General features: G+C 59.9%; 11 protein-coding genes and 1 riboswitch. Of the genes, 2 read left to right on the top strand and 9 right to left on the bottom strand.

Going from position 1 to position 13,165, the window contains the following annotated elements:
• Window positions 1-16 precede the first annotated feature (16 nt).
• A complete protein-coding gene (gene aac(6') / locus FHT73_RS00875) occupies window positions 17-457 on the bottom strand; it encodes an aminoglycoside 6'-N-acetyltransferase (RefSeq protein WP_112604594.1) in 441 nt (146 codons plus the stop codon).
• Window positions 458-587: 130 nt separating this feature from the next.
• Here aac(6') and FHT73_RS00870 point away from each other — a divergent pair, with 130 nt between their 5' ends.
• Together FHT73_RS00870 and FHT73_RS00865 are read left to right on the top strand one after the other, a co-directional pair.
• Window positions 588-1,583 (top strand): sterol desaturase family protein, encoded by a 996-nt coding sequence (locus FHT73_RS00870; protein ID WP_183709301.1) that lies wholly within the window; start codon window positions 588-590, stop codon window positions 1,581-1,583.
• A gap of 225 nt (window positions 1,584-1,808) precedes the next feature.
• Window positions 1,809-5,132, top strand: a complete 3,324-nt coding sequence (locus tag FHT73_RS00865; protein WP_183709299.1) for a thiamine pyrophosphate-dependent enzyme — start codon at window positions 1,809-1,811, stop codon at window positions 5,130-5,132.
• Window positions 5,133-5,243: 111 nt separating this feature from the next.
• Here the strand turns inward: FHT73_RS00865 and FHT73_RS00860 are convergent, their stop codons facing one another.
• From FHT73_RS00860 to ugpC, 8 genes are all read right to left on the bottom strand, one after another.
• On the bottom strand, window positions 5,244-6,089 hold the full coding sequence (locus FHT73_RS00860) for an aspartyl/asparaginyl beta-hydroxylase domain-containing protein (protein ID WP_112334869.1): 846 nt from the start codon (window positions 6,087-6,089) through the stop codon (window positions 5,244-5,246).
• A gap of 455 nt (window positions 6,090-6,544) precedes the next feature.
• Window positions 6,545-7,912, bottom strand: a complete 1,368-nt coding sequence (locus FHT73_RS00855; protein ID WP_183709298.1) for a voltage-gated chloride channel family protein — start codon at window positions 7,910-7,912, stop codon at window positions 6,545-6,547.
• A gap of 112 nt (window positions 7,913-8,024) precedes the next feature.
• Window positions 8,025-8,113, bottom strand: a riboswitch (Fluoride riboswitch).
• 43 nt (window positions 8,114-8,156) lie between these two features.
• Entirely contained in the window at window positions 8,157-8,987 is an 831-nt protein-coding gene (locus FHT73_RS00850; RefSeq protein ID WP_183709296.1) for a methyltransferase domain-containing protein, read from the bottom strand.
• Between the two features lie 41 nt (window positions 8,988-9,028).
• Window positions 9,029-10,072 carry a Gfo/Idh/MocA family oxidoreductase gene (locus FHT73_RS00845; protein ID WP_112334872.1) on the bottom strand — a complete coding sequence of 348 codons (1,044 nt, stop codon included), beginning with the start codon at window positions 10,070-10,072 and terminating at the stop codon, window positions 9,029-9,031.
• An 8-nt stretch (window positions 10,073-10,080) separates the two neighbouring features.
• The gene (locus FHT73_RS00840; protein WP_112399189.1) at window positions 10,081-10,866 is read right to left on the bottom strand and encodes a ThuA domain-containing protein; all 786 of its coding nucleotides are present in this window, start codon (window positions 10,864-10,866) and stop codon (window positions 10,081-10,083) included.
• A 164-nt stretch (window positions 10,867-11,030) separates the two neighbouring features.
• Window positions 11,031-11,372 carry an SMR family transporter gene (locus FHT73_RS00835; RefSeq protein ID WP_112334874.1) on the bottom strand — a complete coding sequence of 114 codons (342 nt, stop codon included), beginning with the start codon at window positions 11,370-11,372 and terminating at the stop codon, window positions 11,031-11,033.
• Between the two features lie 19 nt (window positions 11,373-11,391).
• The gene (locus FHT73_RS00830; protein ID WP_112411521.1) at window positions 11,392-11,955 is read right to left on the bottom strand and encodes a TetR/AcrR family transcriptional regulator; all 564 of its coding nucleotides are present in this window, start codon (window positions 11,953-11,955) and stop codon (window positions 11,392-11,394) included.
• 94 nt (window positions 11,956-12,049) lie between these two features.
• Window positions 12,050-13,138: a sn-glycerol-3-phosphate ABC transporter ATP-binding protein UgpC gene (gene ugpC, locus FHT73_RS00825; RefSeq protein ID WP_112399191.1), complete on the bottom strand. Its 1,089-nt coding sequence runs from the start codon at window positions 13,136-13,138 to the stop codon at window positions 12,050-12,052.
• Between the last annotated feature and the right edge of the window lie 27 nt (window positions 13,139-13,165).

The following is a 13,165-nucleotide window of genomic DNA, read 5'->3' as shown; positions in this document are numbered from 1 at the left end:
GTCCTGTGGCTTCGGCCTAAAGCAGCTTTCGGAAGTAGACCACGCGCCTGGTTTCGACGAAACCGAGCGCGCCATGAAAGGCGTGGCTCGCAAGATTGTCGATCAGTGCATCCGAGGCAAACTCAGTGCAGCCAGCCTCCCGCCCCCATGCGGCGACAGCCTGGCAAAGCGCCCGCGCCGCCCCTCCGCGCCGATCTTCGGGACGCACATAGATGCCCTCCAGAAACAGGACCGGCGAAGTCTCGCAGCCATTGACGTAATCATGCCGCAATGTCGCTTCGGCAAAACCGACGACATGACCGGCAGAATCGATCGCGACAAACGCAGAAGCATTTTCATGAGCGCGAAATTGCGCCAGTTCCGCCCGATGATGTTCGAGCGAACTATGGGGCCAAAGTTCGAAGCGCAACCGAGCCCACGCCTCCAGATGTTCGCCTGCCGCCTGCTCTATGCGCATGTCTCGATCTCCTACCCAACTGCCTGTTGCCGACCACAGGAAAAATTTCGCTTTCGACTCCACAATCATCGCGCTACATATCGCGCATATTCACGCGCTATTTCGCCGATCAGAATCTGAGGATGATGGAATGACATTTCAAAGCAGTTCGCGTCTTTACGCTGCTGTTTCCTCCCTGTTGTGGCCAGCCATCCTATGCGGTGGACTAACGGGAGCCTATTTCGCCTTCCGGTCGGATATGCATCTTCTCTGGTTCAATGTCGTCTATCTTTCGACGGTAGCCATCATCGCCCTCTTCGAGCGGTTGATGCCTTACGAGAAGACTTGGCAGAAGCGCGATGGCGAGACCTTCAACGATATCGCCCATACGCTGCTAAGCAAGGGCGGCGTGCAGATCGCCGCTGCGATCGGGACCTCCTTCCCGATGGCCGTCGCGACGGTCGCGCAGCCGGCGCTCAGCTACCATTCGCATTTCTGGCCGGATCAATGGCCTATGGCCTTCCAGGTGGTGCTCGGCCTCGTTATCGCCGAGTTCGGCCTCTACATGGCGCATCGCCTAGCGCATGAGCATCTGTCGCTGTGGCGCTTCCATGCCCTTCATCACAGCGTCGAGCGTCTTTGGGTCATCAACACCGGCCGTTTCCACTTCATCGATACACTCTTCAAGATCGCGCTCGGCCAGATCCCACTTTATTTGCTCGGTGCGCCGTTACCGGTCTTCCTCTGGATCGGCGCGGTCACGGCCTTCATCGGCCTCTTGACGCATTGCAATGTCGATATGCACACCGGCCCGCTCGATCTCATATTCTCGACTCCCCGCCTGCATCGCTGGCATCATTCCAAGGTGCTTGCTGAAGGCAATACGAATTATGGGGAAAACCTCGTGATCTGGGATCAGCTTCTCGGCACCTTCCATAACCCGCCGCGCCCCTCCTCCACGGATATCGGCATCACCGGCAAGGTCGCCAAGGGTTTCCTCGCTCAACTCGCGCAGCCCTTCTCCCGGAAAGGCCGCAAGGAGATCATCGGCAAGAAGCCGAAGGAACTGATCCTTCAGGAAGAACAGGCCGCAAAGGCCGCTGCGGCAAGGCGGAACGCCAACGCTAAAATCCGCAAATCAGGCTAGGATCGCTTTCGATAAACGCGGCAATCGCGCCGCGCGCGGACGGGTGCATTTACGGACGCGTGGCCATGGATAGAAACATCGCGAAAATTTGCAGCCTGGCAATTCACTTATTTCCGTTTCAAACCGAGAAAATATTGTCATTTAACGTGTATTGAAAAAGGCAGCCTAGGGGTCTACCTAGGTCCCTCCAGCGGTTTTAGACGAAAGATTAGGAAAATCATTGAGATGGAAGGGAGGTTTACAACAGAATACCTCAAGCAACTTCACAGAATATTTTTCGTTTCCAGAGAAATAGACCGTCTTGAGCGAGAATTCATCAAGCAGGGCATAGCACATTTCCATGTTTCCGGCGCCGGACACGAGTCCACGGCGCTTCTCAACGAATTCCTTCAGGACGACGATTGGCTGCATCTGCATTATCGCGACAAAGCCCTCATGCTGGCACGCGGCATGCCCATTCGTGAGTTCTTCTCCAGCCTGCTTGCGACAGCCAATTCCCATTCCGCCGGCCGGCAGATGAGCGCGCATCTTTCATCCCGCGCCCTCAATATCACATCGATCGTCGGACCGGTCGGCAACAATGCTCTGCATGCCGTTGGCGTCGCAGCATCCCTGAAGCACAAGCCGGGAATGCCGATCGCCATCTGTTGCGTTGGCGACGGCACCACGCAGCAGGGCGAATTCCTCGAAGCCATCGCCGAAGCCGTGCGCAGCCAATATCCTGTCGTCTTCATCATCGAGGACAACAGCTTCTCCATCTCGACACGCACCGGCAAGCAGACCTTCTTCGATTTGCCCGCCGGCCCCGCCTCCTCTTTCTACGGCATCGATATCATCCGCACGGATGGCGACGATCTCACCGCATCGCGCGACGCCTTCCACAAGGCCGTACGCCATAGCCGCAACAACCGCACGCCCAGCATCGTGCTTTTGAACGTCGAGCGCCTTTCCGATCATACCAACGCCGACGATCAGAAGACCTATCGCACCCTGCTCGAAATCGAGGCAGGCTCTTCGCGCGATCCGCTGCCGAACCTGCGGGCAATGCTGCACAAAGCCGGTGTCGACGCCGATGCGCTACAGAAGATCGAACAGGAACTGATTGCGGAAGTGCACGCTGAAGCCGCCCTTGCCCGCAAAGAAGACGCTCCGAAGGTGGAGCCGGAAGCTAAGGCTCCCTACCCCGCATCGTTCAATGGCAAGGCGGAATATCGCGGCAACGAGACCGCATCGACACTGACGATGCGCGAGGCGCTGAATGTCGTTCTAGACAAGCAGCTGGCCGCAAATCCCGACGTCGTCCTGTTCGGCCAGGATATCGAGGATCCGAAGGGCGACGTTTTCGGTGTGACACGCGGCCTCAGCACGAAATATCCCGACCGCGTGCACAACGCCGCCCTCACCGAATCGACAATCGTCGGCACCGCCGTCGGCCGCGCATTGGCCGGCCAGCGCCCTGTCGCCTTCCTGCAGTTCGCAGATTTCCTGCCGCTTGCCTATAACCAGATCGTCTCGGAAATGGGCAGCATGTTCTGGCGCAGCAATGGCGCCTGGGAAGCACCCGTCATCCTGATGGTGAGCTGCGGCGGCTACAAGCCCGGTCTCGGCCCCTTCCATGCCCAGAGCTTCGAGGGAATGCTGGCGCATACGCCCGGCATTGATGTCGTCATGCCCTCCAGCGCTGGCGATGCTGCCGGTCTGCTGAATGCCGCCTTCGAGTCGCGACGTCCGACGGTCTTCCTCTATCCGAAGGCCGTACTCAACAATTCCGACGGCCGCACCTCCGAGGATCTGCACAAGCATTTCGTCCATCCCGGCCTGTCGCGCCATGTTACCCGCGGTCGCGACATTACCCTCGTCAGCTACGGCAACACCGTTTCGCTCTGCGCCAATGCCGCAAGCGCTTTCGAGGCTCAGGGCTTCTCCGTCGAGGTGATCGATCTGCGCTCGATCTCGCCCTGGGACGAGAAGGAAGTGCTGGCGAGTGCACGGCGCACCCGCCGCCTGATCGTCGTGCATGAAGACAACCGCACTGTCGGCATGGGTGCGGAAATCATCGCGACCGTCACCGAAAAGACCGATGTCCCGGTTGTCGTGCGCCGGCTTGCCCGCTCGGACGCTCACATTCCCTTCAATTTCCGCAATCAGCTCGAGACCCTGCCCTCCTATCGCAAGCTGGTGGACCTGATGGCAGAGGTTCTCGAATGCGAGGTCACCTGGCACGAAGAGGACGACAGCGGCCCGACGGCAGCGATCAAGGCAATCGGCTCCGGCCCCGCCGACGAAAACGTCCTGGTGACCGATATGCTCGTCAAGCCCGGCGACAAGATCGAAGTCGGCCAGCTGGTGGCCGTCGTCGAGGCGACGAAGGCCTCGGTCGAGATCTGCGCTAATATCGGCGGCGTCGTGCAGGAAGTCTTCGCCAAGGTCGGCGACCAGATCGCCACGGACAGCCCGCTTCTGACCGTCGATGCCAATCGCGATCTGAGCGAGCAGAATTTCGCGCTCGCCTCTGAAATCCAAAACAAATTCGTGCTGCGGCGGCTGAAATCGCATGTCATCCCGGCGCTGCGCCGCCATACCGGCAGCTTCTCGGAAGTCGTCATCAACGGCATTGGCATCGCGACCGGTGCCCGCCGCGTCACCAACGAAGAAATCATCCACAATTGGCCGAACCGCCGGGCCGACGAAATCCTGGCGCTGACGGGCATCAAGAGCCGATTCTGGATCGGACCCGACGAAGGCACGTTGAGCCTTGCCACCAAGGCGGCGCGCGATCTCCTCAGGCAGAACCAGATGTCGATTCACGATGTCGATCTGGTGATCGCCGCCACCGGCACGCCTGACATCGCCACGCCGTCGCTCGCAAGCCGCGTCGCGGTTGCCGTCGCCGAAGACGGCGTGCGGCCTTCGCTTGCGGCCTATGACATGGGTGCGGCCTGCTCCGGCTATCTCTACGCCCTGCAGCAAGCCTATGATTTCATTGCCCAGCAGAACGACGCCAAGGTGCTCATCATCACCTCGGAAGTCCTGTCGCCGCTGCTCGACATGAATGATTTCTCCACCGCGATCCTCTTCGGCGACGCCGCGACCGCCAGCCTCGTGACCAGCCGCGACATGGCACGCAACCCGCTCTTCACCGCAAGCCGCCCGATCGTCAGCGGCCGGCCGGAACCGGGGGACCTGCTCTATGTTCCGCTGCCGGACGATGGCGTCATTGCCATGAACGGCCGCTCGGTCTTCACCGAAGCCGTACATTCGATGACCCGCTCGATCGAAAACGCCTGCGTCGATGCGGGCATCGAGCTTGCCAACCTCGATCTTCTGGTGCCGCACCAGGCCAACCAGCGCATCATCGATACGATCGCCAAGCGCAGCGGCCGCCCGGCCCTCAGCGTCATTGAAACCTATGGCAACACCAGCTCGTCAAGCATTCCGCTTGCCATGCTGCATGTCGCCAATGAGCGCTCCGAGCCATTGAACCTTGGGCTCGTGGCCTTCGGTGGCGGCATGACGGCAGGCGCTGCAATCGTGCGAACGGCGAAATAGGCAGGGTTCCACTCTCTGGACGCCTCCCTGCGGCTGCGCGTGACTGAATAAAACAAAACCCCGGCCTCCCTCAGAGAGACCGGGGTTTATGAAGCTAAACGGCCGACGCGATCAGGGCTTCGGACGGTTTCTGAACGCCTCGGCTTCGGCGTAGAACTTCTTTTCCCATTCCTTGTGATTATCAAGACCTTCCTTGATGAAGGGCGTGAAGATCGCCAGGTTCATCAGGGCCCAGTTGACGAAACGGGCCGGGAATTTCAGCGGCTTGACGAAATCGACGAAAAGCACCACGCGGGTCTTGTCGGTGTGGTTCCAGGCTTCGTGCTCATAGGCGTCGTCGAAAATCAGCGCCTTGCCTTCCTGCCAATGGCAAACCTGCTTGTCGACGCGGATGGCGAGCTTGTCATTCGGCTCCGGCACGATGAGGCCAAGATGCAGGCGTAGCACGCCATTATAGGGGCCGCGATGCGCGGGGAGATGCTTGCCCGGCTCGAAGATCGAGAACATCGCCGTCGTCAGCCCCGGAATCTTCTGCACGGCCGCCCAGGTATTCGGGCACGCCTTGATGTTTTGCTCGGATTTCACGCCGAAACCGAGAAGGAAGAACGTCTTCCAACGCGTATCGGTGGAAATGGTCTTCACGTCAGTAGAGATGTCCTGGAAGGTCGGCAGCTCGCTCTGGCGCAGCAGAACCTTTTCGAGCTCGGCGCGGATGGCCGGATAATCCTTCTCGATCTCGGCCGCCCAGGGGAAAGTCGCGGTGTCATAGACCGGCGGATTGCCGAGCTTGGCATATTTCAGGTTGAGGCTTTCGGCCCAGGCAACGATGCCCATGAAAAAGCGGGTCATGGCGCTCGGGCGGTCCATCGGCGCGATGCCGGCGGTGCCGAAGGTCTGTTCCGGAGCAGGAGATTGGTTGGAAGTGGGAGCAGGTGCGCTCAAGGGACTCTCCGTCATGTCTGTCTTTTGGGGCGGTGCGGTCCGGGAGGAAGTTGCCCGGGGAATCCGCATGCGAATCCCGGAGCGAGAACAGGCTTGTCATTGGGAATGCTTTGCCGGTGCTTATCCTGATCGACGCCCGACTCCTTGTGTTATGCTGTGATCTTAACAGGCGATTATATGAGTTGATTAGTCGAATTTCGCAAGAGAGTCCGTTCGCAACGAGCGGTGGTTTGTCGTGGAATAAATCTCCGCGATTCTCGAGAGGGATTCACCTCAGAATCGGCAAAAATGCGGCGAAATCTGCCGATCTCCAATCACTATGCCGTTTGAGCCTGAATTATTAGCCGGACAATTGCAAGTCCCGCCATCAGAGCCTCGATCGACAGGAAAACGGATGGTCAATATAGGCGATGGCCGGCATCCATCGGCCGCGCTCCCAGAGAGCACGACAACCTCCAACCGCCCTTGCGTCAAACCTCTTTGGTCTTGTTGGCATTTCCCCGCCGCGTCTTCACACCGTGTTCGCGAATATGGCGAATCGGCATGTCGGCTGGGATATTATCGGAAGCACTTTTGGCGATGCCGAGACGCTGGGACAGATAGATGCTGGTATGGCCGCTGCAGATATAGGCAAGGAAGCACGCGACCGCGAGGTAGACCGTGTGCGTCGCGCCGAAGAGCTCGATGCCCATGATCATGCAGGCAAGCGGCGTATTGGTCGCGCCAGCGAAAACGGCGACAAAGCCCAACGCGGCAAAAAGATCGGCCGGCGCACCGAGAATGGCGGCAAGCGCATTGCCGAGCGCGGCACCGATGAAGAACAACGGCGTCACCTCGCCGCCCTTGAAGCCGGCGCTCAGCGTTACGATGGTGAAGACTACCTTCCAGAACCAGCTCCAGTAATCGACACGAGCCGGATCGAAGAAGCCGAGGATCGTCGCATCGTCTGGATTGGGCGACCACACGCCAAGCCCGAGATATTGCCGCGTGCCGAGCAGGTAAACGAGACCGATCAAGATCGCACTGGCGATGATGGGCCGTAACGGCGCGTAGGTGCAGAACCGTTTGAACGCCGCAGACGCAGAATGCGAGAGCTCGCTGAAGCAACGTGCGGCCAAGCCGAAGATGACGCCGGCAAGTCCGACCTTGGCGAGCAGCAGCGCATCAAGGTGGAAGGTGCTGGCCGGAGTGCCGGTGAGATAGCTGATGTGGTACTGGATATGCTCGATGCCCCAGGCATGGCAGGTCCAGTCGGCCGCGATTGCCGCAGCGAGGCTCGGGATCAGCGCCTCATATTGCATCCGCCCGATCGTCAGGACTTCGAGAGCGAAGACGGCGCCGGCGATCGGTGTGCCGAAGACCGCACCGAAGCCGGCGGCAATGCCTGCCATGAGGAGGATGCGGATCTCGGCGTGACTGAGCCGGAAGACCCTCGCAAAGGCGCTGGCAATGCTGCCGCCAAGCTGCACCGCCGTCCCTTCGCGTCCCGCCGAACCGCCGACCAGATGCGTCAGAACCGTCGAAACCAGGATAAAGGGCGCCATGCGCAGCGGCACGCCGCCGCCGGGCTCATGGATCCGGTCGACGATCAGATTGTTGCCGCCCTCCGAGCCTCGGCCGAAGCGCTGATAAACCAGCACCATCAGGAAACCGGCAACCGGCATAAGAAAGATCAGCCAGGGATGATCGAAGCGCGCGGCTGTCGCCTTGTCCAAGCTCCAGAGGAACAGCGCGCAGAGCGAGCCGACGACCACAGCCATCGGCACCACGAGAACGATCCATTTGTACAGGCTGCGGAATTGCTGAAAACGATGATGAAAATAGGCGGATACGGACATCAGTTTGCCCCTCCCGCGAAGCCAGCATGCGGTCTTCCGGGGACGGTGAACAAGAAACAGTGGGATAACGGTAAGATAACAGGCATGACTCTACTCTTTCGCCTTTCAGGCGTGTTGAGTAGGAGTCATCAGCTTCTCTGAAAAAATCAGAGCAGCGGTTCGGCCACCATGGCCCGGCAGAAATCCATTACCGTTATATTTTCCATACAGAAACAGGCCCGCCGCTGTCAACGTGCGGCAGACCTCACACCGCCCGGGCAATCATCTCGATCGGCGCAAGCAGGCCGCCCTCGACCGACACGTTGACGTTGCTCATGCGCTCGCCAGCCCGTGGACCCATCAGCGTACGGACACTTTGGTCTCGCACCTCGCCAGCCGCAGCGGCCCTGGCTCGCGCTTCATGCGCCAGCCGGATTACGAGAGCACTGCGGTCCTGCTCAAGCTCAACCGTGAAGCCGGCTTCGGCGAGCAGATGACGATAGACATCGGGGCTACGGACGAAGCTCGTCTCCTGCTCCATTGCCCAGGGCATGGGAAAGGGGAGTGTGCCGTCACGCATCTGCATGATTTCATAGAGACCGAAACGGCCGCCCGGCTTGAGAATGCGCCTGATCTCCCCGAACAGTCTCGCCTTGTCCTCGATATTCATGCCGACATGAATGAGCGTCGCCCGATCGAAACTGTCGCTCTCGAAGGGCAGCGCCAAGGCGCTGCCTTGCTGAAAGGAGACTTGGTCCGCGAGACCACAGCGAGCCGTCAGCGAATTGGCGACCTGAACAAACTCTTCGGTGAGATCGACGCCTGATACGATGCATCCGTAGGAGTCGGCAAAATGGCGGGCAGGCCCGCCGAGCCCGGAGCCGATATCGGCGAGGCGCAGGCCGGCGGAAAGATCCAGATCTCTCGCGAAATCCACCGTCGCCGCATGTCGCCCCAGATGGAATTCATCGATATCAGCCAGATCGCGGATGCGAAGATTGTCGACATCCTTGCCGTCGGCCGCAAGGCTTTGCAGGATCGCCGCTTCCAGCGATCCGTGCGTATAGTGGCTGGCCACTTTTTCCTCGGTAGACATACGTGCACTCCCAAGGCCCTGCCTGAAGGCTGACTGTGATATCAGACCTTCAGTTCGCGCCGTTCAACTTCCGTCACCATGGCAAGATCCAGCACGCGCTGCAAGTTGGCTGCGTGACGGAAGCTCGGGTCCTGGCTGCTGCCGGTCATCACAGCCTCGGCGAAGCGCTGGTAGTTGGTCGGCACCGGAGGTACTTCAAGAACGCGCCAGGTCGCCGTTTCCGTATCATCGCCCAGGCAACCCCGCAGTTCGGAACCGTTGGGGCTATGGTTCACTTCCAGGCCGCCGCGCTCGCCATAGATGCGAAGCTTCAGCTCGTTCAAATGTCCCGTCGCCCAGCGGCTTGCATGCACGACGCCAAGCGCGCCGTTGGCGAAATCGACCGACATCGAGAAGCTGTCATTTGCATCGAGCGTATATTCGCCGATGCGCTCGCCCGGCGCCTTGGCGAAGGTCTTGAGACGGGCAAAGACGTGATCGATATCGGTCGCGGCGCCATAGGCGGCGAAGTCGAGGATATGGATGCCGATATCGCCGAGAACGCCGTTCGAGCCATGACCGGTCGACAGACGCCACAGCCACTTGGATTCGCTGCGCCAGTCGCCCCAGGCCTTGGAGACGAGCCAACTCTGCAGGTAAGACGCCTCCACATGCTTGACGGTACCGATTTCGCCCGAAATCACCATCTCGCGCGCCTTCTGCAGCTGCGCGACATTGCGATAGGTCAGGTTGACCATGTTGACGACCCCCGCCCTTTCGGCAGCTTCCGTCATCTCGAGCGCCTTTTCATAATTCTCCGCAAGCGGCTTTTCGCAGAGAACATGCTTGCCGGCGGCAAGCAGCGGCAGGGTCGTCGGGTGGTGCGCCTTATCCGGCGTGACATTCGTCGCCGCATCGAACTCGCCCCAGGTGAGCGCCTCGTCGAGCGACGAGAAGCGCTTCTTGATATCGAACGTGTCGCAGAAGGCGGTGAGCCTCGTCGCATCCGTATCGACGGCGCCGACGATTTCGACGCCAGGAATGCGGGCGAAATGCTCCACATGGTTCTTCGCCATGCCGCCCGTGCCAACTACTATGAGACGCATCTGATACCTCAGCGATAACCGGCTTCGCCGGCCTGGTGCAGTTTCGGACCACGTTCGACGATCGGCTCCAGTGCCTTTTCGACCGGCACATTCGGCGCATCATGGATGCTGACCTGAGTGCCGAGCGGGTTATGGGCCCACTTCACGGAATTGATCAGAACCTTCTGAACGGTGCCGTTGTGATAGGTCGGATAGGTCTCGTGGCCTGGACGGAAGTAGAAGATGTTGCCGGCGCCACGGCGCCAGGTCATGCCCGAGCGGAAGACCTCGCCACCCTGGAACCAGGAGATGAACACGGTTTCCAGCGGCTCCGGAACGGAGAACTGCTCACCGTACATTTCCTCATTCTCAAGCTCGAAATGCTCGCCGAGGCCGGCTGCGATCGGATGGCGGGGATTGATGACCCAGAGGCGCTCGCGCTCGCCGGCTTCGCGCCACTTCAGCGCGCAGGGCGTGCCCATCAGGCGCTTGAAGACCTTGGAGAAATGGCCGGAATGCAGGACGATGAGGCCCATGCCTTCCCACACGCGCTTTGCCACGCGCTCGACGATTTCGTCCTTGACGGCGCCATGGTCCTTGTGCCCCCACCACAACAGGACGTCGGTATCCTTCAGACGGGCTTCGCTGAGACCGTGCTCCGGCTCCTGTAGCGTCGCCGTGGTCGCCTCGATACCCGCATCGGCATTGAGTGCCTTGGCGATGGTGTTGTGCATGCCCTCCGGATAGATCTCGGCGACGACCTTGTTTGTCTGCTCATGAATGTTCTCGCCCCAAACGACGGCACGAATAGTCATTACGGCACTCCTCTTATACCATTAAAATTGAATGGGTTATGCGATCCAAAGCGCTTTGGGAAAGCGCCGTACTTCAAGCGTCCATCAGCCCGTTCGGGGCAAGAGATAAAGCCTCCCCGCGAATTTGACAAAGACAAAAACGACCATAGACAACACCTGTGTTTTCAGTGCGACACGGATTTTGAAAAGAGATTGACGACGAGCACGCCGGCAATGATCAGCCCCAGGCCGATGACGGCAGCGAGGTCGAGTTTCTGGCGGAAAAGCACGACCCCCACCATCGAAATCAGCACGATGCCAAGCGCGCTCCAGATAGCATAGGCGATGCCCACCGGGATGACCCGCAACGTCACCGAAAGACAATAGAAGGCGGCCGTATAGCAGATCACCAAAACCACTGTCGGGCCGAGGCGGGTGAACTGCTGAGACATCTGCAACGCCGTCGTGCCGATCACTTCCAGCACGATCGCGACCAGCAGCATTGCATAAACCGATGCGTTCGCCATTCCATTGTCTCCGATAAGGTTAGAGCTGCGTCAGCTCGATCAACCGGTCGATCAGCCTTTGGCGGGCGCTCTCGTCCAACTCGTGGCTGCCGAGCAGGTCGGCGAGCCATATCCCGTCGGCCGCCAATCTGACGATTGCCGCATCCACCGAGGAGTCCGTACCGACATATTCCTCGCTGCGCTCGCGTACCCACTCATGCCACCGCTGCCGCAACTGCGGTTCGGTGAGCAGCACCATCGTCACCTGCGCCCAATCCTTGGCGCCCTGCGGCTGGTCCCGCAGCGCCAGACAGGCATGCAGATAAGCGCGGGTAAAGCGGCCATGCGGCAGCGGATCGGCGCGCATCGCTTCCTCGATCGCAGCATCCAGCCGCTCCAGCAGGCTGTCGAACAGCGCTTCCAGTAGCATGTGCTTGCTGGGGAAGTGATGCAGCAATCCACCCTTGCTGACACCGGAGGCGCCGGAAACGGCATCCAGCGTCACCGCCGTCATCCCCTTTTCGGAAGCAAGCCGCGCCGCGACCTCCAGCAACTGCTGGCGGACGAACAAGGGCTGCTTCTTTCTATGGTGCGCAGTGGACATGGTGGCATAACATACCAGTTGGACGGTTTCGTCAACGACCTACTTGATCGCCTCTGAAGCTTATCGAAAATGGCTGATCTTGTGTCCTCCCTCCTTAGTTTACGGAATGATGGGCGGCATCGTTCTCATCGAAGATGCTCACCTTTGCTGCGTCAACGGTAAAGGCAATCGGCGAGCCGGTCGTGATCGTCGTCATGCCGGGATCCGTACCGATGATCTTCGAGCCATCCTTGAGCCGGACGTGAACAAGCGAACGGTCGCCCAAGCGTTCGATGGTCTCGACCTGACCACCGATATCACCCTTCTCCGCCGCCGTAACGACCAGATGCTCCGGACGGATGCCGAGCGTCAGTCCGGAATTCGCAAGGCCATTGAGCGCAACCGCCGTTTTGATGACAGAGCCATCCGGCAGCGTTGCCGTCGCCAGCCCGCCCGCTTCATTCAGGCCGGCTATATTGATAAAGTTCATGCCGGGTGAGCCGACGAATTGGGCGACATAGCGCGTCGCCGGGCGCGTGTAGATCTCGACGGGGGTCGCCACCTGCTCGATCTTCTTGTTGTTGAGCAACACGATACGGTCGGCGAGTGTCATCGCCTCCACCTGGTCGTGCGTCACGAACACCATCGTCGCGCCGAGCCGCTCATGCAGCTGCGCCAATTCCACGCGCGTACGTGTGCGCAGACCGGCATCGAGGTTGGAAAGCGGCTCGTCGAAAAGGAACACATCCGGCTCTCGCACGATGGCGCGGCCGATCGCGACACGCTGGCGCTGACCGCCGGAGAGAGCCGAAGGTTTGCGATCCAAGAGATGCGGCATTTCCAGGATCTTCGCGGCTTCTTCGATGCGCCTGGCAATCTCGTGCTTGGGCGTTTTGATATTTTTCAGGCCGAAGGACATGTTATCGCGAACCGTCATGTGCGGATAGAGCGCATAAGACTGAAAGACCATCGACACGCCGCGCTCGCCGGGCGGCAGTTGGTCGACCCGCTTTCCACCGATCCAGATTTCGCCGCTGGTGATCGTCTCCAGACCAGCGATCATGCGCAGCAAGGTCGACTTGCCGCAGCCCGAGCCGCCGAGGAAGACGACGAACTCGCCGCGCTCGATCGTCAGATCGATGTCGTTCAGAACCTGCACGGCACCGAAATGCTTGGTGAGGGATTTGATATTGATACCTGCCACTTTACGCCTCCTGCGGAACATCGAATT

This window comes from Rhizobium sp. BK098, from assembly GCF_014193155.1.
Classification (GTDB): Bacteria; Pseudomonadota; Alphaproteobacteria; order Rhizobiales; family Rhizobiaceae; genus Rhizobium.
This window is presented reverse-complemented; position numbering and strand designations above follow the sequence as displayed.